Annotated in this window: 18 protein-coding genes; 10 read left to right on the top strand and 8 right to left on the bottom strand. The window is 43.4% G+C overall.

The window, feature by feature from the left end:
• The first annotated feature begins 4 nt into the window (after nt 1-4).
• Nucleotides 5-595, top strand: a complete 591-nt coding sequence (locus DN752_RS00555) for a hypothetical protein (RefSeq protein WP_112782166.1) — start codon at nt 5-7, stop codon at nt 593-595.
• Between the two features lie 294 nt (nt 596-889).
• Here DN752_RS00555 and DN752_RS00550 read toward each other — a convergent pair whose 3' ends face one another.
• The 5 genes from DN752_RS00550 to mnmA form a co-directional block, all read right to left on the bottom strand.
• Nucleotides 890-1,657 (bottom strand): NIPSNAP family protein, encoded by a 768-nt coding sequence (locus tag DN752_RS00550; protein ID WP_112782165.1) that lies wholly within the window; start codon nt 1,655-1,657, stop codon nt 890-892.
• Nucleotides 1,658-2,065: 408 nt separating this feature from the next.
• Complete coding sequence (locus DN752_RS00540) at nt 2,066-2,299, bottom strand: cold-shock protein (RefSeq protein ID WP_112782163.1); 234 nt, start codon at nt 2,297-2,299, stop codon at nt 2,066-2,068.
• Nucleotides 2,300-2,498: 199 nt separating this feature from the next.
• Nucleotides 2,499-4,982, bottom strand: a complete 2,484-nt coding sequence (gene hrpB / locus DN752_RS00535) for an ATP-dependent helicase HrpB (RefSeq protein ID WP_112782162.1) — start codon at nt 4,980-4,982, stop codon at nt 2,499-2,501.
• A gap of 272 nt (nt 4,983-5,254) precedes the next feature.
• Nucleotides 5,255-5,773 carry a DUF2911 domain-containing protein gene (locus DN752_RS00530; protein ID WP_112786369.1) on the bottom strand — a complete coding sequence of 173 codons (519 nt, stop codon included), beginning with the start codon at nt 5,771-5,773 and terminating at the stop codon, nt 5,255-5,257.
• A gap of 187 nt (nt 5,774-5,960) precedes the next feature.
• Entirely contained in the window at nt 5,961-7,172 is a 1,212-nt protein-coding gene (mnmA, locus tag DN752_RS00525; RefSeq protein WP_112782161.1) for a tRNA 2-thiouridine(34) synthase MnmA, read from the bottom strand.
• Nucleotides 7,173-8,084: 912 nt separating this feature from the next.
• On the opposite strand from mnmA, the gene DN752_RS00520 reads away from it, so the two are divergent.
• Together DN752_RS00520 and DN752_RS00515 are read left to right on the top strand one after the other, a co-directional pair.
• Nucleotides 8,085-8,501, top strand: a complete 417-nt coding sequence (locus DN752_RS00520) for a hypothetical protein (protein ID WP_112782160.1) — start codon at nt 8,085-8,087, stop codon at nt 8,499-8,501.
• Between the two features lie 214 nt (nt 8,502-8,715).
• On the top strand, nt 8,716-9,882 hold the full coding sequence (locus tag DN752_RS00515) for a THUMP domain-containing class I SAM-dependent RNA methyltransferase (protein WP_112782159.1): 1,167 nt from the start codon (nt 8,716-8,718) through the stop codon (nt 9,880-9,882).
• A gap of 227 nt (nt 9,883-10,109) precedes the next feature.
• Here DN752_RS00515 and DN752_RS00510 read toward each other — a convergent pair whose 3' ends face one another.
• Nucleotides 10,110-10,493 (bottom strand): hypothetical protein, encoded by a 384-nt coding sequence (locus tag DN752_RS00510; protein WP_112782158.1) that lies wholly within the window; start codon nt 10,491-10,493, stop codon nt 10,110-10,112.
• 413 nt (nt 10,494-10,906) lie between these two features.
• Between DN752_RS00510 and DN752_RS25090 the strand changes: the two genes are divergently transcribed.
• The 5 genes from DN752_RS25090 to DN752_RS00490 all read left to right on the top strand — a co-directional run bounded on the left by DN752_RS25090 (nt 10,907) and on the right by DN752_RS00490 (nt 19,997).
• Nucleotides 10,907-15,022 carry a LamG-like jellyroll fold domain-containing protein gene (locus DN752_RS25090; protein WP_262511689.1) on the top strand — a complete coding sequence of 1,372 codons (4,116 nt, stop codon included), beginning with the start codon at nt 10,907-10,909 and terminating at the stop codon, nt 15,020-15,022.
• A complete protein-coding gene (locus DN752_RS25085) occupies nt 14,992-15,639 on the top strand; it encodes a T9SS type A sorting domain-containing protein (RefSeq protein WP_262511688.1) in 648 nt (215 codons plus the stop codon). The genes DN752_RS25090 and DN752_RS25085 overlap by 31 nt, the downstream gene beginning before the upstream one ends.
• Nucleotides 15,640-16,385: 746 nt before the next feature.
• Entirely contained in the window at nt 16,386-18,749 is a 2,364-nt protein-coding gene (locus tag DN752_RS00500; RefSeq protein WP_112782157.1) for a TonB-dependent receptor, read from the top strand.
• A 190-nt stretch (nt 18,750-18,939) separates the two neighbouring features.
• Nucleotides 18,940-19,266, top strand: coding sequence for a DUF6686 family protein (locus tag DN752_RS00495; protein WP_112782156.1), 327 nt, complete (start codon nt 18,940-18,942; stop codon nt 19,264-19,266).
• A 17-nt stretch (nt 19,267-19,283) separates the two neighbouring features.
• Nucleotides 19,284-19,997, top strand: a complete 714-nt coding sequence (locus DN752_RS00490; RefSeq protein ID WP_112782155.1) for a nickel uptake transporter family protein — start codon at nt 19,284-19,286, stop codon at nt 19,995-19,997.
• 141 nt (nt 19,998-20,138) lie between these two features.
• Here the strand turns inward: DN752_RS00490 and DN752_RS00485 are convergent, their stop codons facing one another.
• Nucleotides 20,139-21,278 carry an ATP-binding protein gene (locus DN752_RS00485; RefSeq protein ID WP_112782154.1) on the bottom strand — a complete coding sequence of 380 codons (1,140 nt, stop codon included), beginning with the start codon at nt 21,276-21,278 and terminating at the stop codon, nt 20,139-20,141.
• Nucleotides 21,279-21,731: 453 nt separating this feature from the next.
• On the opposite strand from DN752_RS00485, the gene DN752_RS00480 reads away from it, so the two are divergent.
• Both DN752_RS00480 and DN752_RS00475 read left to right on the top strand, forming a co-directional pair.
• Nucleotides 21,732-23,777: a sulfatase-like hydrolase/transferase gene (locus DN752_RS00480; protein WP_112782153.1), complete on the top strand. Its 2,046-nt coding sequence runs from the start codon at nt 21,732-21,734 to the stop codon at nt 23,775-23,777.
• 181 nt (nt 23,778-23,958) lie between these two features.
• A complete protein-coding gene (locus DN752_RS00475; protein ID WP_112782152.1) occupies nt 23,959-25,269 on the top strand; it encodes an O-acetylhomoserine aminocarboxypropyltransferase/cysteine synthase family protein in 1,311 nt (436 codons plus the stop codon).
• Between the two features lie 126 nt (nt 25,270-25,395).
• Here DN752_RS00475 and DN752_RS00470 read toward each other — a convergent pair whose 3' ends face one another.
• Nucleotides 25,396-25,749, bottom strand: a complete 354-nt coding sequence (locus DN752_RS00470; RefSeq protein WP_112782151.1) for a hypothetical protein — start codon at nt 25,747-25,749, stop codon at nt 25,396-25,398.
• Nucleotides 25,750-26,094: the final 345 nt, after the last annotated feature.

Raw genomic sequence — 26,094 nt, 5'->3', positions numbered from 1 at the left:
TGCTATGAGACCAGGATTGATAATACTATTATTGTTTGCCAGCTTTAGCTATTCCCCTGGACAGAGTTCCATTCCTCCAAAAGACATTCAGATCAAAGTGGCTGTTTTGGCCGCTCCTGAAGAGAATAGAAAAGGAGCAAAAGTCTATGGCTATAATGCGCAAGGAGAATTCACTGTTCTTAGGGAAGGAGAAAATGAAATGATTTGCATAGGCGATGACCCTAAGCAAAATGGGTTGAGTGTCGCCTGCTATCAAGAGGATTTGGAACCCTTCATGCAGAGGGGGAGGGAATTGAAAAAGGAAGGCAAAAGCTTTCGGGAGATTTTTGATATTAGGGAGGAAGAAGTACAGGCTGGCAGCCTCACGATGCCTGACAATGGTGCTACGCTTTTTGTATTAACTGCCGATGAAAAAGAGGTGGACTGGAGCAAGGGCAAGGTGCTGGACGGTAACTTCAGGTATGTGGTGTACATTCCCTATGCGACTGTGGAGAGTACGGGGCTTCCATTGAAGCCGGAAGCACCGGGTATGCCTTGGATCATGGATCCGGGAACACACCGTGCCCACATCATGATCACTCCCCCTAAGGACTGAACCGACCATTGGCTACGGAGGCTTTTTGGATAGAATGATAGATGGGATGCCAAGGTGTCTTGCCGAACAATCTCTCTCCCTACAATCCATCTTAGAAAAAAGAACATGTCTGGTGCAGAAAGGACTATTAACACCAGACAAGCTCCCAATTAATGTTGGATAGCACTATTATTAGAATAGCTGAGATCATGTTCAATACGGAGGTGGCATTAGCCTACCTGCGCCATGGCGCAAAGGTTTTGCGGCCTGATGATCTGCCGCAGCAGGCAAAACCAGCTCATTTTGTTTCCCCGATCACAATTCAGAGTATTCGAGTGGTCTGAGCAGCATAATATCGATGTGAGAGACATTATTTTGGTACGCTTTATCATCTCTAAGCTCAATCCAAGCTGGGTCAGCACCAAAAGCCTTCCAAGCGGATTTTTCAGCATCCATGTTTGTAAAGGATGTCATGTACATTAGGTTCGGCATATTTGGCCCAGCGATGACCTCACCGTAGAACACCGCATTGAAATCTAGTCGGTCAAAAATATCAATTTCGCCATTATTGAACATGCTTACCTTGTTGTGAAACAGTTGCTCAGTGGGACTTTCATAACTCCTAAGTTCATAAATTCTCTCCTCCTGATCCCCTTCCAAGTTGGGAATGTCATAGTGGGGCATTCCACTGAAGGCTTTTAGTAAAATAGCTTCCATACGGTCGTAAGGAGGGGCATCGTGTGTAGCCTTTTGGTAGTGCTTTCCTTTGGGCAGATCTTCTAGGTGAAGCGTGGACGAGATATCCATATAAGAATTTGCAGAAGGGTAAGGAGTGAAGACATAGATCCTCTTCCCGGCCAAGCTATCCGTTTCCAAGGGCTCATAGACACCTATATGCTGGATGCCCTTCCGGTGCATCGCAGGAATATAGGATTCTTCCAAAAACTGATTGGTTTTACTTGCTTGTTCAGCCGTACTGAAATGGTAAATTTTGATTTCAAAAATATCTTGGCTTTGGGAAAAAACATAGCTCATTGAGCCTAAAAAGATCATAATGAGCAAAAGCGTAACTTTTTGTTTCATGGTTGGGTGGTTATGGTTATTATTAGCTTCTCACTAAGATAGACAGTATTCACCAAAATGTTGAGGGGCTTTAACCTGTTTGTCGACCATTGGTAAAAAACTATGGCTATGTGAGCGTAGCACCGCTACGGTTATGCCGAAAACTAAAGTGAAACGGCTGATTTTGAAGCAGTTTCAGGTCGCAACACCTGTGCGCCGTGGCGTAGATAGGCTAATGCATATTCCGGGTTTAAGAAAAAAATCAGCGCAAATCATAATCATCTGCGCCATCAGCCTTCTATCCGAACCATCTCCAACTCGCCAGCTTTTTGGCTTATCCCCTAAAATCACGCGTCTCACAGACCTATATAAATCAAAAAAGGCCCATTCACTGCTTGTGAGGGCCAAATATTGTAAGAAATGGGTAGGTTAGTCAGTTGGAGCAGAACCGGAATTCTTTTTCTTTTTGTCTTTGTCTTCAGGTGGCTCAGGGGGAGTGTCGGAGATATTGCCAAACTCATCCACATAAGCGATCATATCCTCAAGTTTCCCGCTGGTTTCGTGCCTTTTTTTCTCCAGCCTGTTTTCCAATTTTTCTTTTTTCTTCTTCGCCTTTCGGTCTGCTTTCTGCTTTTTAATAAAACTATTGTTCGATCTTGCCATAAATGATATTTAGTTCTGACATACAAGCACCACACCTATATTCAAAACCTCAACAAAATAATCGGACAGATAAATGAACTAATCGCTTAACATTCAACCGAATAGAAATTTGGAAATAGTTTTTTTGAAAATAGGAGGGGAATCGGCTTGTTTATATTTCGTCAAAGGTCATCAAAAAAGCGCAGTATAACTAACTTCATCAGGGATATTTTCTTTTTACGCCTCTTACAGCCTCTGCATCTAAGGGATTATCCGGCCAATAATGTTTTGGGTAACGGCGTTTTAGTTCCTTTTTCACTTCGAAATAAGTGTTTTCCCAGAAGCTTCTTAAATCGCTGGTCACTTGTACAGGTTTAAAACCAGGAGAAAGTAAATGCATCAAGACGCCTTGTTTGCCCTCGTGGATGGTAGGGGTGTCCATCATTCCAAATACCTCTTGGAGCCTTACTGCTAGCACGGGAGGCTCTCCGTTTGGATGATAATGGAGCTTTATTTTGGAGCCACTTGGCACCTCAATCCTGCTCGGTGCCAAGTGTTCGAGTTGTTGTTGCTGATCCATCCCCAAGCTGTAATGGAGGATGTCGAGCAAATTGAGCTTCCTGAAGTCCTCCGTACATGTGACGGCATCCAAGTAAGGAGCGATCCATTCGGTGTTTTGAAGCAATGATGGGATGGATACATCTGGCCAAAGGTTATTTTGAGTCCATTTTCTCAGACTCAATACACGGTTTTGCCATTGCTGAACAGATTCGTTAAAATCAAGCAAACGGCTACCATCCTGTTGGATTGCCTTCTCGATCGCCGCTGTTTTTTGTGTAGCGCTGATGGTAGGAAGTGGTTTTGATTGTAACACGATATGGCCTATCCGCCACTGTTTTTCTGCCACCAAATTTCCATTTTTATAATCCCAAGTGACCACATCATCGGTTTGTATCAATGGTGCCAAGTCTTTTGGGTTTAGTGGGGCTGCCATGAAGATTTTCCCCATCCCATCACGTGCATCTACATGTGCTATGCTTAACCACGGCTCATGGGCCAGTTCATCCTTATGATACATACTGGCGATCTTACCATTGGTCAGCTTGAATTGTGCGTTATTTCCAGGCCGGGCATGCGCGATGCGCTCAGGATAAGCGTACGTAAGGATCAGTCCACTTTCATAGCTATCTACCAGCACATTGTCTGCTGGGATATCAAAAAGCCTCCTGTAATTTCCTGCGACTTTCTCTATTCGTTCAAAACCCCTTCCTTGTTTGTTGGTGGACCTATGCCTTCTCAGCGCCTCAATTCTAAGATTAATATCGGTTCCTGAGTTAGGTGGCAAAGGGTCTTTTTCTTCCAAAATCGCAGCAATGTCCGTTGCTAAAGCCAAATTACCATCTGATTGTGCCTTGAGCAGCATGTGTGCAATCCTGGGATGACAGGGCAAATTCCGTAAAGCCTCACCATGCTTGGTCAGTTTTTGATCCGCTATGGCCCCTAACTGCTCTAATAGATCTTGGGCCTGTGACAGTGCACCATTAGGTGGTGGGGTAAGCCAAGTCATATTAGGAATGTCCTTGATGCCCCACTGTACCAAGTCCAGACAGAGTGATGCCAAGTCTGCTTCTAAGATCTCGGGTACCCTGAAGGGGGCTAACCGGTCTTCCGTTGCTTTGGTCCATAATCGATAACAGGTACCGGGACCTAGCCTTCCTGCTCTTCCTGCTCGCTGATCGGCGGCATCTTTCGATATCTTGACGGTTTCTAATCGGCTTAGCCCTGACTTTGGGTCAAATTTAGCTGTCCTTCCAAATCCGGAATCCACGACGATACTGACGCCTTCTATCGTCAAACTGGTTTCTGCGATAGAGGTGGCCAATACCACTTTACGTTTCCCATTTGGGTGAGGAAGAATGGCCTGCTGTTGCCTTTGTGGACTTAGCTGGCCATATAGTGGAAAAATACTGACTTCAGGAATCATTCGCTGGAGTAATTCCTGGGTCTTTTTAATTTCACGCTGACCAGGTAGAAAAGCCAAAATATCCCCCGTTTTTTCTTTGGAGGCTAATTTGATGGTTTGTGCCACTTGTTCTGGTAAGGTCCAGCTGTCCGCATCATGGGTATGGATGATTTCGACCGGATATTGTCGGCCTTTGCTTTCCGCTATCGGCGCGTTAAGAAGTGATGAAAGCTGGGGCATGTCCAAGGTGGCGGACATGACCAGGATTTTCAGGTCAGGGCGCAGGATTTCTTGTACTTCCCTACAGAGTGCCATGGCTACATCAGCGTGGATATTGCGCTCATGAAATTCATCAAAAATCACCAAACCCACTTCCTCCAAGGCGTTGTCCTGATGGATCATACGTGTCATGATACCTTCGGTAAGGACTTCTATCTGGGTGTTTTTTGTAGCCTTGTTTTCGAACCGTATCCGGTAACCGACATTTTGTCCCACAGGCTCACCTAGTAAATTTGCCATTCTGGAGGCAATTGATTTGGCGGCAAGCCGTCGTGGTTCCAGCATAAGGATTTTCTTCCCCTTCAGCCAAGTTTCATCTTTCAGGACCAAGGGAATCAATGTGCTTTTTCCAGCTCCCGGAGGAGCGTGAAGGATCAGGCTGTTGTTTACGTTAAGGTCTTTTTTTACCTGTGGAATGATGTCCACGACCGGCAAATTGGTTTTATAAGGATCGAAAGCCAAGATATACGTAGTTTAGACATCAAAGGTAAGGCTCCTAAATGGTTAATTCAACCCAGTTTATGCATTGGGATTCCTCATCGCTTGACAGCTGTCTGAGAGACTTGAGCCCGTAATATGCATTAGCTTGTCTAGGCACGGCGCACAGGTATGGCAAACTGCATGAGTCGGCTTGGACCTACAGGATATTCTGGGTTCTGCTACGCCCAAAAAAAAGTAAAACCGTCTTTCTGATGAAAGACGGTTTTGATATAAATGGGCTTTTCTGAAGCGGGTTACTCAATATGGGCTTTTCCTTTTCCGTATTCCCAGCGGATCTCAAATCCATCGTCCACGACTTCGTACACAAGGCGTTCTTCCATTGTGGATGTTTCTTGAGAAGGAACTGTTACGCGTATTACGTCTTTTGACTCGTCATATTTTGAACTTCCCGGTTGGTCAGGCACTGAATTAAAAATAAAGACGGATTCTTCAGGACCCGGAATGATAAAGAAGCTATAGCGACCAGCGGGCAGGTTTTTACCTTCTACTTTGATATCTTTATCCGTTTCGAAAGTGGTTGCGGCATTAGCACCAGCTCTCCAGACTTTGTCGAAGGGTACTAGGTCGCCCCATATTGTTCTTCCTTTGACGCCAGGACTTGAATAGTTAATCGTGATATTTGCACCATTGACTTCGCCAGTAGCAGTGGCAGGAGGACTTAAAGGCTTTTCATCTTGGCCAAAAGCCGCCGTACTGAACAGCAGTGCAAGTGCAAATAAAAAACTGTAATGAGTAATATTTGGTTTTTTCATAGTTATGGATTTTTTATGTTTGAATATACTTAAAAACTGCTGGAAAAACATTGGTAACCGACAAGATTTATTAACACAAAAAGATATTATTTACTCCATCACATCGGAGGAGGCAATAAAAATACATCGGTAGATAACTAGCCCGCGCCCATTATCTACCGATGTTAAGTAGTATATATTCTATCTATCAGGCAATTACACCGGATCCTATGCTTTCTTCACCTTCGTACCAAGCCACAAACTGACCGGCAGCTACTCCTTTTTGGGGCTGGTCAAACAGTACATAAAGACCATTTTCTTTCATGATCAATGTCGCTCCGCTCAATGGCTGCCTGTAACGTATCCTGGCAAGGTATCTCTTTGATTGACCAGGAGTCAACCTGAGATCGTCCCTAATCCAGTGTACATCTTCTGTTGGCACAAAAAGCCCGCTCCGCAAAAGCCCCGGGTGGTCCTCTCCCAATCCTGTGAAAATGACATTTTGCTGAGTATTCGTTTCTATCACAAAGAGGGGTTTTCCTGTACCGCCCACATTGAGTCCTTTTCGCTGCCCGACTGTGAAGTAATGCGCACCGTTGTGCTCTGCTACTTTTTTGCCCTGTTGGGCATCATGGTTAATGGGAATACAGATATGGTTCAGCGTCTCTAAACTGAGGTCTTCTATATCAACTCCTGCGGGGATTTGTTGCTGTTGGTAAATGGGCAAATCCTCTGGGATGATGATGATATCACCCTTTTTTGGCTTGAGCTGTTGCTGTAGAAAATCCGGCAATCTCACCTTGCCAATAAAGCAAAGGCCTTGGCTGTCTTTTTTATCTGCGGTAATCAGGTCCTGTTCCTTGGCGATCTTTCTTACTTCCGACTTTTGTAGGTGCCCAATGGGGAAGAGGGCTTTGGCAAGTTGGGTTTGGTTGAGTTGACAAAGAAAATAACTTTGGTCTTTATTGTTATCCGCTCCAGCCAGGAGTTGGTACACTGGCTTCCCGTCCACTTCAATTTCCCCTTTTTGACAATAATGCCCAGTGGCCACGTAGTCAGCTTTGAGTTTTTGGGCGGCATTAAGGAAAATATCAAACTTAATTTCGCGATTGCAAAGTATGTCCGGATTGGGGGTCCTTCCTGCTTTGTATTCGGCAAACATATAGTCCACTATCCGTTCCCTGTACTCTTCGCTCAGGTCAATAGCCTGAAAGGGGATTCCCAGTTTTTCTGCCACTAGCATGGCATCCGTGCTGTCTTCCATCCATGGACATTCATTGGAAATGGTAACAGATTCATCGTGCCAGTTTTTCATAAACATGCCGATGACTTCGTAGCCTTGCTCTTGAAGGAGATAGGCTGCCACAGAGCTGTCCACACCCCCGGAAAGTCCCACGACCACTCTTTTTTTTACGTTCATATGTGCTTACTTTTTCATGGGGTCAAGGCCCATGAGGTTTTGTAAATAGGAATTCACCATCATGTAAAAACCAATGATGGTAAAATAAACCCGTTGCTTGGAATTTAGTTCCAATACTCATTTACAAAGGTACTTAAAATTGTCCTTTTATTGGTCAATGAATACATCCAACACAGGGCAAAGGCGTTTAGTGTTTTGAAGGGAGACAATTTTCGTGTAGGCATAGCTATCATCCGTGCCGCTGGCACTCCTTCGGGAGGTTGAGGAGAGCTTAAGCTCCTGAATCCGCAGGTTACAAAATTTATCGTGCCGCTGGCACTTTGTCCCGATTTGTAAATTGGAAACCGCAGTAGCCTAGGGGCAAGTCAACGCTTAAATGACGGGTAAGGCGGTAGTGGATTTTGGACGAGATCAAGGCGCAAAAAACGCCCCTAGCCGTAGCTAAGGAAGTCTTTTTGCAACGTAGAGATAGGCCAAAAGATACACCGGACTACACGCAACCTCAGTTCGATTATAAAATCGTTTCCGTACAGTGGTCGGAACATGCACTGCGAGGCTTAGAGGGAGATTTGAGGGGTGGAAGCCGTGGCAGCTCGCCGCGGCGAGTTGCCACACCCTTTTCGAACCCACATCCTCCTAAAAAGGGTTCGCTATGACGCTTTTAATGCTAAAAATAAGTCGAGCTCAGGTTAAGACATCAAAAAGGATCAAGATAAAGTAGCTAACTTATTTGACAACCACATAAGGCACAATGTTGAGTTAAAAACTCCATGCCAGTACGATAAAATTTTGCGATAGGATGAATTACTCAACGGTAACAGTGGATATTCCGTAGAATAAGTGTACCAGTTCACCTAGTTTGGTGTGGACATTGCACTGATAAGAGTACTTTACATCAAAAAAAGACGCATCATGAAACGCTTGATCAAAGAAGCCATTAAGACCATTCAGGAGCATCCAGAGAAGTTTATCTACATTGATTCTAAGGGAAAGACGGTCCACTTGGAAGATGCCGCAAAAAAAGGAACTGCTGTCAAACCCATTTTAGTGAAAACTAAAGCAGTAGAAAAACTCAAAGAGGAAGGACTTGATCTTAGCCGAGCAGACATAAGGAGTGACTTGTATAAGCTGTTGGATTTACTGGACGTGAATGGCCACCATTTACAAAAAGATTTTTCTCCCAAAGTCTATAGCAAAGATGAAATTTTGGACAAATGGATGGATTATACGATGGATGATGAAAATGCCAATGCAGAGGAGTTTGCCGAAGAACATCACGTTGGATACCAGACTTTGGCCAAATGGATCAAAGAAGTCAAGCCAAGGTGAATTGAACATCAAGATGCTAAGCCAGAGAAGAAACGCCCACTTGGCACTAACTGGTAGCTGACTTTGCTCAGGGAATGACGGTGTTTTGGGGATATGGTCGCTCGATCATGGATAATAGGTCGTACAGTTAAGTCAGCACCTTGAACGCTGGCGGGTATCAATAACCCGATAATGGATAACCAAAAACTCCCTCAAAAAGCTTACTTTTGTCACCATGAACAATTTTGACCAAAAAGGGAAGGTCGTGGTGACCTGTAAGGATCGGTTTGCACCCTATCTGGAACAAGAGCTTATTGCGCTTGGCTTCAAGCCGTTAAATGTAGATCGGACCAGCATAGAGCTACATGCGACCATGAATGAATGCATTTTTTTAAATATGCACTTGAGGGTGGCTAGCCATGTCCTTTTTGAAATAAAGACCTTTTACCTCCATCACGCCCGTGATATCTACCGACGTGTGAAGAATATTGCCTGGGAAGATTATATCGATAATGATACTTACTTTTCAGTGGTGAGCCATGTAGAAAACGAAAGTGTGAATAACCCACTCATCGTCAATGTTAAGGTGAAAGATGCCATCGTGGATCGCTTTAGGGATCATACTGGCCAGCGGCCTGATTCTGGAGCTGAGTTTGATGGAGCCGTTTTCCAGTTGTTTTGGAAAGAAAAGCAAGCCTCCCTGTTTATCAATACCTCCGGTGATACACTCTCCAAAAGAGGATATAGAAAACTGCCTTGGAAAGCTCCAATGGTAGAGAACTTGGCAGCGGCGACCATTATGGCCAGCAATTGGGATACCAAAGAGCCTTTTATCAATCCCATGTGTGGCGCGGGGACTTTGGTCATCGAAGCAGCATTGATGGCTACCAACCGCTATCCTGGACTGTTCAGGGAGCACTATTCTTTTATGCATATCAAAGGCTATAATCCTTCTATTTACCAACAACTCCAGCAGCAACTCCAATCTAAAGTAAATGACAACATCTCCACAAAGTTTGTTGCTTCTGATATTAGTGAAAGGGCGCTTCAAGCAGCCAAGGAAAATGCTTCTGTTGCCAATGTGATAGATCATATTTCGTTTGAGGAAGTTGATTTTGCGGCGACTACAGTGCCCGATCAAGAGCAAGGCGTAGTTTTCTTTAACCCAGAATATGGGGAAAGGCTAGGCGAAGAAGAAGAGCTGGTCACTACCTATCAGCGTATGGGGGATTTCATGAAGCAACATTGCCAAGGATATACAGGTTTTATTTTTACAGGTAATCCCCAGCTAGGCAAGCGTGTAGGGCTGAGGCCGAGTCGGAAAATAGCCTTCTATAACGGGACTATTGACTGTAGGTTATTGAGATATGAGCTTTACAGTGGCGGTAAAAAAGACCGTTAAACCATAGTTAACTGACTCGTGTTTAACCACATAGGCAGATAGAAGACATAGGTTTTTTGGCTAATGATGGAACGCTGATACCGCTGATCAGGCAGATTTTCACTGATTTTTTTAGTTTTACAAGTAGCAGGCAATTGTGACAGTATTTCCTATTGTGCCCTATGTGTCTATGTTGTTAACCATAAATCGTAGTCTAAAAATTGGTTTTATGGGATGTGTGGTTTATTCTATAGCATTACCTGTTGCTGTATAAGGACGAAAAGAACACCGTGCAAAAGAATGGCCAGAAAGTAGAAAATTCCGTTGAGAGAGAAGAAGAGTTCTCCAATCCAGTTTTTGATTAACCCTTTGAGATTCGGCTGATGAAAGGGGTTTCCATTTTGGTCAAATATCTGTTGGTGCTTATCCTCATTTAATTTAAAATAGGATTCAAGCATCCAGCAAATCAATAAGCACAAAACTGAGCCAAGCAGCAAACGAAGATCTAAGGTAAAGGCTGTGGCAAAAAGAAAAAGGCCAATAGTGCCAGTGGCAATACCACGTGAAATTATGGCTCCCCTTCCTGCGCGATCGATTTTCCTCAATTGGTCGTTGTAGTTGTAAAAATGCATTATATCTCGCTATATTTGTAGGTTGTTGTTAATTTATAAGTCAAAATTACCCTACAATTAGCGTAAAAAAAATACCCTGTTTGGGGTATTTTACTATTGATTGGTTCTCAAAGAGTATTAATGAGGTAATTATATAGATAAACATCCGTTTATAAGGTGTGTATAAATAAAGGTTTCTCAAATTATATATTCAAATACGATGGTTGACCGTATAAAATTTAATAAAACGTATTTTTAAAAGTATTATAAGGTTTTTAAAAGCGAGGTAATTTATCTATTTAATTTTTTCTAAGGAAATGTCAGGATACACCAGTATAGTTTTCAGGTGAATTTTTAGCAGCTTTATCCCATTGATTTATTTTTCAAACCCCTGGTGTTAGTGAAGAGATTCTAACCAAAATAACCTTACTAACATGCAGCAAATTTTTACCAAATTCATTATTAAGACAGGATATCTCTGTCTCATGGTTCTTCTATGTTCAGGAGGACTGATTTCACCAAGTAAAGCACAGACCATCGCCTTTCCGGGAGCTGAGGGTGCCGGAAGGATGGCAGAAGGAGGCCGGTATGGCGAAGTCTACCTTGTGACCAACCTGAATGATTCCGGTCCTGGTTCTTTTCGAGATGCCGTAAGCCAGTCCAATAGGATTGTCGTCTTTGAAGTAGGAGGTATCATTCAGACCAATTCCCGGATTATTGTTTCCAAGAATGTGACCATCGCCGGTCAGACGGCTCCAGGAGACGGAGTGGTGATCTATGGTGACGGCATTACCTTTACCCAAGCGAGTAATACCATCGTCCGCTATCTCCGGGTGAGAATGGGTCGTTATGGTACCAGTGGTGCGGACGCCATGACCATGACCGATGATGCCAAAAACCTGATTTTTGACCATGTTTCGGCGAGTTGGGGAAGGGATGAGACCTTTTCCATTACGGGGCATGCGGACAGCATTACCATTCAGAACAGCATCATCTCCCAAGGGCTGGAGACACACTCTTGTGGTGGCCTGTTGGAGCCTTCTGGCTTGATCAGTCTTTTCAGGAATCTATATATCGATAATAACACGAGAAACCCAAAGGTGAAAAACCGCAATCAATTCGTCAATAACGTCGTGTATAATTGGGGAAGAGGTGGTGGATACATCATGGGTGGATCTACGGCCGAATCCCGGGTGAACATCGTGAACAATTACTATATCGATGGTCCAAGTACTTCCATTAGGCCTTTTTCTCGAGGTACAGAAAGTTTTATCCCATATGTTTCCGGAAATTACCATGATGGCAACCTCAACGGTTCCTTGGATGGGGAGCTGGTACAGCTTTCTGCCTATGAGGGCATCACGACCTTTGCCGATGAGCCCTATGATTATCCCTTTCCAGCCAACGTCATGACTGCGCAGGAAAGTTATGATTTTGTATTGGAGCAAGTAGGGGCAAACTATCCGAGAAGGGACCAAGTGGATGAGTTTCTGATGACAGAATTGACCAGTCTCGGGCTGGAAGGGAAGTTGATTTCCAATGAAAGGGAGCTGCCGATGGGAGGCCCTGGACAACTATTTGGAGCACCTGCTCGACCTGATGGCGACAGGGACGGCATTCCTGATGACTGGGAGACAGCCAACGGCTTGGATCCGAGCGACCCATCAGATGCCATGCAGATCGCTGCTGACGGCTATGCCAATATCGAACATTATATCAATGGCTTGCCCGATCAGGCACCGCCAGCCTTTCTGAAGCCCGTGACAGCTATTGCCGCCAGTGATATTACGAGTTCATCCATGGTTATAAACTGGACCAATAATGATAGCGGCTATGAAGGCATTGTTTTGTCAATAGCTTCAGAGGAAGATGATTTTATCTTTTTGGATAGCTTAGGAGGGAATGTGACGGAATACGAACTGGCCGATCTTGTGCCCAATACCAACTATCAATTTAAACTACAACCTTATCAATCCGAACTGGAGGCCATTTCAGCAGTTTCTGAGACTTTCAAGACCATTCCTGTGCCCACTGCGCCATCAGAACCTGCCAATGGCCATCCTGAGCATGAGGGTAGTTTTGCAGATACCACTTCTGTACAGCTGACATGGTCAGGAAGTGAAAACACGGATTATTATGTGCTCTATGCAGGTGATGATCAAGAGAACCTTCTGTTCCTTGATTCTTTGGAAACCACTGCCTATGAATGGGAAGGATTGCAATCAGATACCGATTATTATTGGAGAGTGGATGCCGGCAATGAATTGGGGCTTACCGAAGGGCAAGTGTGGCGTTTTAGGACCAGGCCTTATATCCCCAGAGGTCTAGTAGGCGCTTGGTTAATGGATGCTTCAGAAGGAACGTTGGTAGGAGATAGCACCGATTACGGTAATGATGGTGAGGTGAATGAACTCAATGATTATTCATGGGTAACCGGAAAGGTCGATAATGCCCTGGACATGACCAATGCCGAAAATCCTTCCCATGTGTTCATTCCCCATGCTGACCAGCTGTATTTTGATACCCATTCCTTTGCCATCTCTATGTGGCTCAAGTCCACGGATGGTTCATCCCAATCTTACCTCATCCACAAAGGCACCTTCTCTGCCGACGAAGCAACTGGTGGAACCGGGCAGTGGTACGGTATAGAAATCAAGGATGGTGACCTCCGGTTTGCCATTGATGACAATCATGACAAGACACAGTTATCCACGAGTGCTTCACCTATTTTTACAGGTGAGTGGACGCACCTAGTGGCGATCAGAGACATTGAAGAGGGTGTGTTGAGGTTGTATATCAATGGTGAAGAAATCAAGGAAGTCAATGACGGAACTGAGTTGACCATTGGTCAAGATGAGCCGATCATTATAGGTAATTCCAATGGCTTTGGGACACCTTTTAGAGGAAACATCGACGAAGTACGGCTATTCAATAAAAGCTTGACCCAGCAGGAAATCCTGGAGCTTTATCATACACTCCCTACACCGATGAAGGCTTTTGCTCCCTCACTCGGTGAAGAAGACGTCTTGGAAGGTTTTGGTGATACAGTACAGGTTTCTTGGAATGGAGGGGTCAATACTTCGTCGTACGAGGTGTACTTGGGAACAGACCCAGATAGTTTGGCTTTGTTAGGTACTTTACCGGTAGCCACCCCACAGTATGAACTTGAGGATTTACAAGCACAAACCACCTATTTTTGGCGGGTGGATGCCATTGGTGCTAAAGGAACCACACAAGGAGACGTCTGGTCTTTCCATGCTGCAGCACCAGCTGGATTGGTAGCCTATTGGAAAATGGACGAAGCCGCTGGTACCTTAGTAGAAGATTATAGCCAATATGGTCAAGATGGGCAGTCGCAAGGCTACCAATCGACAGCACGTGTGGCGGGCAAATTTGGGCAAGCGTATGTATTTGATGAACCGTCTGCCACGGCTTCTGTTGACATTGCACATGATGATCACCTCCTGTTTGACGAAACCTCATTTACCATTTCCATGTGGGTAAAAATAGCCGAAGACACGTATCGGTATGGTGATGGAAAAGACTGTTATCTGATCCATAAAGGAAGCTTTGCCGATAATTGGTACGGTATACAGCTTCGAGATGGTCGGTTGACCTTTGGTATTGACGATGATCGCACCAAGACGACCATCAGTACCTCTGTGGGCAATAGCACTTCCCATCCGCTCTTCACCGATGAGTGGGTGCATTTGGTGGCCATACGGGACAAAGATGACAGCCAAATCAGGTTTTATTTCAATGGTGAGAAGACAGCAGAAGCAGGTTATTCCACCGGTAAAATAGGGAAGTCCAGTCCAGTACGGTTGGGAAATTCGGATGAAAACAAACCTTATCGTGACTTGATGGATGATGTGAGGCTGTATAATTATGCCTTGGACGAAACTGAAATAGCCGCATTATACCATGCCTTTCCGAAGCTCGAAGTGCATTATAAAAATGGAGATGCTTCTGCTCCTTCCAATAATCAAATAAAGCCTTATCTAACATTGGTGAATAAGGATACGATGACTGTGGATTTGGGTAATATTACAGCCCGATATTGGCTGACAGCAGAACAAGGAAACGATATCCAAACGAGGGTTGATTATGCAAGCATGGGCTCTGATGAAGTAACCATGGCATATGTCATGCTCGATGAGCCTAGGGAAAATGCTTTTGGGTATGTGGAATATGGTTTTGCAGAAGGAAATGTAATAGCAAGTGATGGTAATTCGGGTGAGCTCCAATCAGCCATCCATGATGCAGACTGGTCTGCTTTTGATGAAGCTAATGATTACTCCATGTCAGCAGCTTCCAACTACACTGTGCATGATAAGATTACCCTTTACGCCGACGACAGGCTGATCTGGGGAGAAGAGCCGCAGCCTGTTGCTATGGAACAAGCCGCAGTGGTCATGGCCAAGAATAATGCTTCCAATGACAATACCATTAAGAAAGCATTCGATCTCTACAACACCGGAAATGTACCATTGGATTACGAAGGCCTTCATATTCGTTATTGGTTGACCAAAGACGGTGGGGAGACCTGAAGTTTTGGAAGGATTATGCAGCGCTAGGAAAGGAAAATATGCAGGGGACTTTTATGGCACTCGGAACACCTACCGCCACAGCAGACCATTATGTGGATATTACCTTTGATGCCTCACTTGGCCAATTAGCTCCATTGAGTGAAACCGAGGAGCTAAAAGTAAGGATCACGAAGACGGATTGGGCGGATTTTGATCAGGAAAACGATTATTCGAATCATACCGAAAGCGGGTGGATACTTCAAGAGCAAATGGCAGTTTACTATTATGGAAGGCTGTTGTTTGGGGTAGCCCCAGATAGTGTAAATGATGCTTCTGCTGCGCAAAGGACGACTATTGCCAAGGAAGAAAACTCCATTAGGGAAGACCAATCGGCAGAACCTACCACGGTAAACGTATTCCCGAACCCTACCCAAGGAAAACTCCAACTGGAGGTAGCTGCCTCAGCAGAAAAGCCTGTGGAAGTGAGTATTTATAATGCAGATGGCGTGTTGATGGTCACCAGGACCTTAGAGGAACCGACCTCTACCTGGGACATCAGCAGCTATGCAGCTGGTATCTATTTGGTACATATCAACCAGTCCGGATTACGGACAGTACATAAGGTGGTGAAGGAGTAGGAGAAATAGTGAAAGTGATTATTGTTTAGTGTATTGGGTAAAAGCCAGTCTACAGTAGTAGGCTGGCTTTTTTGTATGATGAGATGGGTCTATGTCGTAAAAAATACGGTGATATAAATCTTTAACCCGGAATATGCATTAGCCTATCTACGCCACGGCGCACAGGTGTTGCGACCTGAAACTGCTTCAAAATCAGCCGTTTCACTTTAGTTTTCGGCATAACCGTAGCGGTGCTACGCTAATGCCTCCAAACTAACTGATTTTCTTGCAATTTCAGCTCTCACTACGATTCCTAACGCATAATCCGGGTTTAAGAAATAATTTTTTTACTGATAATGAATGGAATTAAAGCTTAATAAATAGATGTGTCTCCCGGGCGAACGCATTTAAAAAAGTATCCCAGTTTGAATATATCTGCTGTTCCTATCGAATTTAATTTCCTATGCTTTATTGGACTTTCCTACTTTTGCCCCCGAAAGCTTTCAGGACAGGCTGCTGCTATTCCTAATGTACATACTGCGGTAAAGTGCCAGCGGCACGATGAATTTAGTAACCTGCGGATTCATCCGCAGGACTTGTACACATAAAAAAAAATCAGGTTTTAAAACACCAGAAGGATTATAAGTTTTACCAATCTTATTTAAAAAACGATAGACAAAATAAATTTAAAATCATTCTAAATAATTTAGATGTTATCATTTTCGGGCTTACTTTTGTCTTAATTAAACTTAATCTAAATAAGACAAATGAAACAAATTGTACTTGTATTGATTTTATTCGGGATGGGCCAATTGGTCATGGCCCAATCCACAGGAACTATCAATGGATATGTAAAAGATGATTCAGGCAATGGCCTGCCTTACGCATCCGTAATTCTGAAAGGAACCTCCTATGGAGCAGCTTCCGGTGATGATGGACACTTTGAATTTTCGGCTCCTGCTGGAAGCTATACCTTGGACATTTCTGCTGTAGGCCACAGCACAGTGCATAAGCGCCTCACTGTGCGCAATGGACAGTCCACCGCACTTGGCACCATTACGCTAAAAGAAACAGAATCCGAACTGGGAGAAGTTACCGTTACAGGTGAAAGGAGTGAATATAAGGTGGATGAGCCTTCAGTAAGTCTTCGCTTAAATGAGGAATTGATCGAAGTACCGCAAAACATTCAGGTGATCACATCGCAGGCACTAAAAGATCAGCAGGTAATCGATATGAGCGATGGAGTATTGAGAAATGTAAGTGGTGCTACCCGTTTGGAGCACTGGGGAAATCTATATGCCCGTGTAAATATGCGCGGATCTCGTGCTGGAGCTTTCAGAAATGGCATGAATGTTACGTCTAGATGGGGTCCCTTGAATGAAGATATGAGTTTCGTAGAGACTATCGAGTTCGTAAAAGGGCCAGCCGGATTTATGATGTCCAATGGCGAGCCTAGTGGTATTTACAATGTCGTGACCAAAAAACCGACTGGAGTGTCTCACGGGGAAGTAAACTTAACCATGGGGAGCTATGACTTGTACAGAGGAACACTTGACCTGGACGGTAAATTGAGCAAGGATGGTAAACTCCTTTATCGTCTGAATGTGATGGGGCAGAGCCAAAATTCCTTTCAAGAATATACCTACACGGACAGGTATAGTGTAGCTCCAGTATTGAGCTACCAACTGGATGAAAAAACCACGCTTACTCTTGAATATATTTATCAGCATGTGAATATGTCCAATGTGGGGTCTGCCTATGTGTTTTCTACAGAAGGTTATGGTATTTATGACCAAAGCTTCACCGTGGGAGATCCTAGATTGGAGCCAACCAAAATAGATGACCATAACATTACTGCAAACTTGCAACACAAGATAAACGACAATTGGAAGCTAACAGGTCAAATTTCTTATTTCAACTTCAATCAGGAAGGGAGTTCACTTTGGATCAATGCGATTGAAGGTTCCGAATTGCTTCGTTATGCAGGTATTTGGGATGCAGCCATGGAAAGTGTTTATGGCCAGTTTTATGTAAATGGGGAAATTGAAACAGGATTTATCAATCATAAAATACTAGCGGGTCTTGATATGGGGTCCAAAGAGTACTTAGCAGACTTTAGCCAATCGCATGAATTGGACACCCCTGATGATCTGTTCGATATGGAAAATCCATCTTATGGAAATCCCCCGAATGGATTGCCAAATTTTGATCGAAGTAAACCCTTAAAAGAAAGGTTAAATACTACCTATTATAACCAATCATATTCTGGTGTCTATATTCAAGATGAGCTTGGATTTTTTGATAATGACCTTCGATTGACTTTGGCTGGGAGGTATACTTTTGTGACCCAGGACAATACGGGAAGTAAAATGGAAGAAAGCCAAGTTACCCCTCGGGTAGGGCTTAGCTATTCCTTTGATGAAAATACTTCTGCTTATGGGCTTTTTGACCAATCATTTGTACCTCAGACGGGTCAGCTGAGAAATGGAGGCGACGTGAAGCCAATTACTGGGAATAATATTGAGTTTGGCGTAAAGAGGAATCTATTCGATGGAAAATGGAGTACCGGTATCTCGTTGTATAGAATTCTTAAGAACAATCAGTTGGTTCAAGATCCACAGGATCCATCAGATCCCACTGATGTTGGCCAATATTCCTTGCAGCTTGGACAAACTAGAACGCAAGGTGTTGAGTTTGATGCTCGTGGGGAAATTACCCAAGGACTGATACTTACTGCAAATTACGCCTATACGGACTCTGAGATCACAGAGGATATAGACGAAGACCGAATTGGTGATTTAGTACCTGGCTTTTCCAAGCATGTGGCCAATGCTTGGCTAACCTACTCTGTCCAAAATGGGACGTTAAAAGGTTTTGGCATCTCTGGTGGATTTACCTTTATGGGCGACCGAAGCACTTGGAACTGGCCGGGTGATAATCAATTGGCTCTTCCCAATTACTTTAAGCTAGACGGTGGGGTATCATGGGAAAATGACAACCTGACCATTCGCGCCAATGTATTTAATCTCTTGAACGAGTACCTCTATTCAGGATCTGCTTATGCCGCCTATTATTACTATCAGGCAGAAGCACCAAGGAATGCCCGTTTGAGTGTTGGCTTTAAATTCTAGATTTATGGTACCTGTCCTTTCAGGCAGCGAATGCCTGAAAGGACAGACAAATGCCATGGTTTATATATAGATATTGTAAAAGAAATTAAGTCCTGTGTGGTTATGTTCTGCGCAATCGGGTGACAGCTAAGTAACTTGTGAACGTCTCCATAACAGGCACCAATTGGATTTTTATCAAACTGAAAATGGCATGAACTATTGTAATCCGGAGGTCATCATGATGAAAGATGATTTTATCCTGACCAGGTGCGAACATTGCGGCCGGATAGGCATGATGTACTGTCAGTGCATGCTGAGTTTTAGCAAAGTGGACTTTAGTGGTTTTTGTAGATACATTGATGACTTGTCTTTTGAGGGAGACCACAGTCCATTTTATGATGGAGTGGACAGGGTCGTCATTGAGACATACCACATGGATATCCAGTTTACCCTGATGGAGGAGGAGTTTTATAGACTCAAAAGCTGTTTGGGAGAAGCTCAGATGCAGCTTCAGATTGATGATTTATTAAATAACTAATTAAGACAATCAAAACGATGAAAACGAAATTTAGTGTATTAGTTGCCTTGGCATTGTTTGCCAATCTTGGAATGGCCATGGCGCATGCCCTGTGGATCGAAACAGCAGTGGCCGGTAAAAAAGGCAAGGAACAACAAGTGAAAATCTATTATGGTGAATATGGCGAAGGAGTCATCGAAGAAGTGGATGATTGGTACTCTGACGTAAAAGAATTTGAGCTATGGCTGATCGACCCACAAGGAGAGAAGACGCTTTTGGAGACGTCACCTTCTTCAGATCATTTTACCGCTAGCTTTACACCAAGCATGGACGGTGTTTATCGTCTTCAAATTGGCCATTCTGCCAAAGACCTTGGTGGAGAATATGTTTACCAGTTCAATACCGCATCTCAAGTATGGGTGGGGAAAGTGAAAGAAACTTCAGTAGAAGGTCCCAAAACCGATCTGGCATTGGTGATGACTTCTCCTGATAAAGGAGGACTCAAAAAACCTCTTCATTACAAAGTCTTGTTCAAGGGAGAAGCAAAAGAAGGCGTAACCGTGGCAGTGGATGGCCCTACGGGCTGGTCAAAGGAATACACCACAGATGTCAATGGAGAAATCACTGTGGAAACACCTTGGGAAGGCCAATACATTGTAGAGGCTGTGGATACGGAAGAAACTTCCGGTGAGCATTTTGGGGCTCCCTATAAATTTATCTGGCGCTGTGCCACACAAAGTATTCAAAAATAGGTTTGTAATTTTTTTATCTGACTGACTAATAGCAACCCCGCTAGCTTACTAAAAGAGTAATCTGGCGGGGATTTTTTTGTCAATGCCACAAAAGTACAAGCAAATGAGGCCTTTGCCAATTCATTAATTAGGATTCGTTATTTACTGGGGGGGTTGTGACAAGTTTGAGAGCACTCTGGCCAAGGCCCTTCGGTTAAATGGCTTCCGCAAAACAGCCTCAAAACCCAGGTGTAGGATTTCAGATTTGCTGTTTTCTGAAGCCGTCATACAAATGAGATGTCCGGGATCAGCAATGTTGTTTTTTATATCCGACAGTAAATCTGCCCCATTTTGATCTCCCAATTCCAAGTCAATAAAGATGAGTTCGGGGTTGGTCTGTTTCACTCTTATCAATGCTTCGTCGATGGACGATACCGTGGCTACATCAATTTCCTCTTTACATAGCATCGAGGCAGTAATCTGTTGGACCAGTGGGTCATCGTCTACCAATAGCGCATGTTTTCCCGCAAACTCATGAGTTAACTGTTTCTTCTTTGTTTTTGGTGGGGCTGAGGTCTGATCCAATGTCAGCTCAAAATAAAAAATGGCACCTTTGGTTCCATCAGAAGGATTCGCCAGTTGCAAATGACTGTTCATATTGTTTAGGATCATATTGGAAATTGTCAATCCTAAGCCTGTTCCATTTCGGTCATTGGCTGCGGTGGCCTGTCCGTAAGCTTCGAAGATACTGTTCTCTTTGCCTTTTGGTATCCCCGTCCCAGTGTCTTCGACAGCAAACCGGTAAGAATGTGCGGAGCTATCATCGATAGGGGTGAGTTGGTTACAGAGTAGGGTAATGGATCCTTTGTCGGTGAATTTCAGGGCATTATTGATCAGGTTGGAAAGGACTTGTTTTACCCGTAGGATATCCACCAAAACGTATTCTGAAATGATATTTATTTTTGTATTCAGGGCTAATCCTTTTTGTGCAGCCAAGGGAGCAAATAATGTTCTTATCTCTTCTAAGATCCCCACAAGACTAGCAGGCTTAAGTCTGATGTCAAATGCTGAATTTTTGAGTTTGGAATAATCGAGTACATCATTGATCAGGTTCATAAGGATTCTTTCAGTATGAATGAGGTGCTCGACCAGACCTGTCTGTTCTTCATTAAGTGTGGTATCCTGAAGTTGCTCAGTTAGTCCGATGATACCATGTAGAGGCGTTCGTATCTCATGACTAACTAGCGATAAGAGTTTCAATTTATCCGAATTGGAATAGTTATTAAAGTTGTTTTCCTGCATTCAAATCTTACGTTATACAAACAATCCCTTGGAAGAATCTTTTGAATGGTTTTAAGTGATCTGAGGAATTAAAGCTACATGGTGAAAAGAAGGTTTTTATATCCCTATTGTACACACTAAACTATTACCTCTACCTAATATGTTATAAAATATTCGTTTTGCCATATCATTCATGCTTTTTTTTAGAAGTTAATTTAAAATGACAATAGAAACTTAAATTGGGTCAGTTCAGGTTTTTTCTTCATCAGTAAAAATCACCATTAATAATTGACAAATGCTGTAAACCAGTAAAATAGGAAGGTTTTTTAATGAAAGGGCAATTGTAACTAGTTATAAAAAATGGTTAGTATTTGAAAATTATGTACCTTCGTTATTTGACGAAACGCTTGTTTGTATCCAAGGTGAATACCGCCTACGTTTATTTGTAGAAAATTAAATGAACCAAAAATTAATATGAGAGACCTATTTTTGTTATTTACTGCATTGACCTGCTTGAGCCTTCCTTCTATGGGACAATCACCTCAGCAACCCAATATTATTTTTGTATTGGTAGACGATTTGGGCTATGGAGATATAGGCGTGTTCTTTCAGAATGAGCGTAAGTCTAAGAATGATAGAAGCGAACCATGGATCATGACGCCAAGCCTTGACAAAATGGCCAAAGAAGGAGCAATGCTAACCAACCATTATACAGCAGCACCTGTCTGCGCTCCCTCTAGGGCTTCCATTCTCATGGGGGTAAACCAAGGCCATGCTCACGTACGAGATAATCAGTTCGATAAAGAAATAGGGGATAACCATACCATGGCCCAAGTACTCAAAAACGCAGGGTACGAAACTGTTGCGATAGGGAAATGGGGTTTGCAGGGAGATGGTAAAGGGCCCAATTGGCCAACCCATCCAATGAAAGTAGGTTTTGATCACTATTTCGGATATATCCGTCACGGAGACGGCCATGAGCACTATCCCGTGGAAGGCATATATAGAGGAAGCAAGGAAGTGTACGAGGGGTATGAAGTAGTTAAAGGACTGGATAAATGTTATACAGGAGACCTGTTTACTGCAAAAGCAAAGGACTATATCCTGCATCACCAAGAAGAAAAACCACATCAGCCGTTCTTTATGTATTTGGCTTTTGACACCCCACATGCGGTAATCGAACTGCCTACGCAAGATTATCCATCTGGCGGTGGTCTTAATGGAGGATTGCAATGGCTGGGAACCCAAGGTAAGATGATCAATACAGCTTCAGGAGAAGTCGATTCTTTTATTTATCCAGAATTTGACAAGGCTACTTATGACCATGATAAGGATATAAATACTCCAGAGGTCCCTTGGCCGGATACTTACAAGCGCTATGCCACTGTCAATAGACGGATTGATGACCAGGTGGGAGACCTGATGCAGTTGCTCAAGGATCTGGAAATAGGGGATAATACCTTAGTGGTATTTACATCTGACAATGGCCCTTCCAGGGAATCCTATCTTCCAAAGGAGTATGCCGATTATACGCCAGAGTTTTTTAATAACTTCGGCGATTTTGATGGCATCAAGCGGGATGTTTATGAAGGAGGGCTACGTACTGCTACGATAGCGCATTGGCCAGCAACTATAGACGGCGGCACAGTGGTGTCCCAGCCCAGTATTTCTTATGATTGGATGGCTACTTTTGCTGATGCAGCAGGAGCTCCTGTGCCTGTACGAACAGATGGTGTTTCCCTATTGCCTTCCTTAAGTGGTAAAGGAAAACAGGCTCCAAGCCAAATTTATGTAGAATATGCCCAAGGTGGCAAAGTCCCCAATTATGCAGAGTTTTTGGAGTCCCATCAAGGTAAAAAACGGGGACAAATGCAGATGATCAGGAAAGGAGATATGGTAGGGGTTCGGTACAATGTACAAGATCAGGAGGATGATTTTGAGATTTATGATGTGACCAAGGATCCCCAGCAAGGAAATGATGTATCGGCAAGCAACGAAGAATTACAAGGCATCTTCAAAACGAGCGTTTTGCGAAAGCGAATTGCTGATGAAGAAGCGCCAAGGCCCTATGATGAAGCGTTGGTGCCTGCTATAAGCCTTAAAAAGCCAAAAGCGGGATTAATTGCTGAGACTTACCTTACCAACAGTCCATGGATCCCTCAACCAACCACTAAAGCCCAGTCAAAAACGAAAGTAGACGGGGTGACTTTTGATGATATCACCGACAAAGGTAATTTAGTGCTGTGGAAAGGATACATCAAGGTTCCTAAAAGTGGCAAATTTACCTTTTCTGCTGAGCGGGGAAGCCATCATTTTTTTATGAGAATACATGATATAGCTGTCATGGACGGTAATTATTCACTTGAAAATACTCCTGAAGGAGCCCTTTATCTTGAAGAGGGCTTTCATCCAGTGAGAATTTATTATCTACGGGATACTAATCACCCTACCTTAAGCCTATTTTGGAATGATCCAGAAGGAAACTATCAGGAAATCCCTACGAAAGTCTGGTACCGATAAAAGTGAAGTGGAATAGTGATGGTAAATTATCTCAAAAAACGCTCTATTATAACGGTATTGTTTCCGGGCATATATACCTAGCAATACCCTCTAAAATATGATGGTTATTGTTATTTTTGAATATGTTCGTGATGAACATGATTTATACGAGTTTAATCTTCTAAAATAACCATAAATTACTATGTCTTTAAAAAACCTAAAATTCGAAACCTTACAACTTCATGCAGGGCATGAGCCAGATACCAATACTAAATCCCGTGCTGTACCCATTTACCAGACAAGTTCCTATGTTTTTGATTCAGCCGAGCATGGTGCGAATCTTTTTGGGCTAAAGGAATTTGGGAATATTTACACGCGCATCATGAACCCTACCAATGATGTGTTCGAAAAGCGAATGGCAGCACTGGAAGGTGGCGTAGCAGCGTTAGCGGTGAGTTCCGGGCAAGCTGCCCAGTTTATTGCCTTGAGCAATATTCTTGAAAGTGGAGAAAATTTTGTCACCTCGCCTTTCCTGTATGGAGGTACTTATAACCAGTTTAAGGTGTCCTTTAAGCGCTTGGGGATTTCAGCCCGTTTTGCAGACAGTGAAAAGGCAGAAGACATGGAAAAACTGATTGACGACAAGACCAAAGCACTCTATGTCGAGACAATCGGAAACCCAGGGTTTAATGTACCGGATTTTGAAAAGCTGGCAGCGTTATCAGAAAAGCATGCTATTCCATTAGTGGTGGACAATACCTTTGGTGCTGGGGGCTATCTATTTAAGCCATTGCAGCATGGTGCACATATCGTGGTAGCCTCTGCCACCAAGTGGATCGGTGGACACGGAACCTCCATAGGAGGAATTATCGTAGATGGTGGTAATTACAATTGGGGGAACGGTAAATATCCCCAGTTTTCAGAACCTTCAGAAGGATACCATGGGCTTAATTTCTGGGAGGTTTTTGGAGAAGGAAACCCACTAGGCCTTCCTAACATTGCTTTTACTATCCGTGCCAGAGTAGAAGGTCTGCGTGATTTTGGCCCGGCCATTAGTCCGTTCAACAGTTTCTTATTGCTACAGGGCTTGGAAACCCTTTCCCTGCGAGCTGAGCGGACAGTAGAAAATGCCTTGACTTTAGCCAAATGGCTGGAGAAACACCCTAAAGTAGAAAAAGTCAATTATCCCGGTCTCGAGAGCCATGCTCATCACACGCTTGCTAAAAAATACCTTACGCAAGGATTTGGCGGAGTATTGACTTTTGAAGTGAAGGGAGGCAATGAGGCTGGAGAAAAACTGGTGGACAGCTTGGAACTGATCAGTCATTTGGCCAATGTAGGAGATGCCAAGACACTGATCATACAGCCTGCAGCTACCACCCACCAGCAACTTTCCGATAAAGAACAAGCAGCTGCTGGCGTCACCCCTGGAATGTTGAGAATTAGCCTGGGCATTGAGCATATAGATGACATCTGTGCTGACTTGGAACAGGCCTTCCAAAAAATCGGCTAACAGTAAAGAACCAAGCTTCCGGTTTAGTTCTTGTCGCTATCTTGGTAGCTAGAAAAGGGGCATTCATAAGGAAAAGATGAATGCCTCTCTTTATTCACCTAAGTGAGCCTACCAAAGGGCAATTACTCATATCTCGTCCATACCACGCTCTTCGACGATAGGCCCGCTTACTTGTAAGGTTTCATTGTCTTGATCTATTTTGAAGGTCAATTGCATGTGATCTTTATCGGTTTCATGGATGTTCAGACAGGCATTGTAAAATACCTTGTGAAAGGCCACTGTTATTTTTCCGTCCACATTGGTGTCTTGGAAAATGACTTTTTCGATGGTGGTGTTTTCTGCTACTGCTCCCTCTGATTTGGTGTAAAAGGAAAGGAATATCTCCAGTTCCTTTTGCTGGTCAACGAGGCATTCACTGACCCACTTCGTTACATCTTCGTCTTTCTTTGAGGATAAATTGAATTTCCAAGTGTGTTGCATACAGGAAAGTTAGTGATTTGCGGTAAAACCAAAAACAAAGTGAAATAATGATTTTTCCCTGATTCCAAACCATAGAAAAAGTAACGTAAAACAACTAACTTATTTGATAACCACATAGGCAGATAGAAAACATAGGTTTTTTGACTACTGATGGAACGCCGATAACGCTGATCAGGCAGATGGACGCTGATTTTTTTTTAGTTTCACAACAAATAGGCAATTGTGGAAGTCAATTCTACTGTGCCCTATGTGTCTATGTTGTTCAACAACATCATGCTCTAAAGAATAGTATTTAACCACATAGGCAGATAGAAAACATAGGTTTTTTGATTAATGATGGAACGC

This window comes from Echinicola strongylocentroti (assembly GCF_003260975.1).
Classification (GTDB): Bacteria; Bacteroidota; Bacteroidia; order Cytophagales; family Cyclobacteriaceae; genus Echinicola; species Echinicola strongylocentroti.
This window is presented reverse-complemented; position numbering and strand designations above follow the sequence as displayed.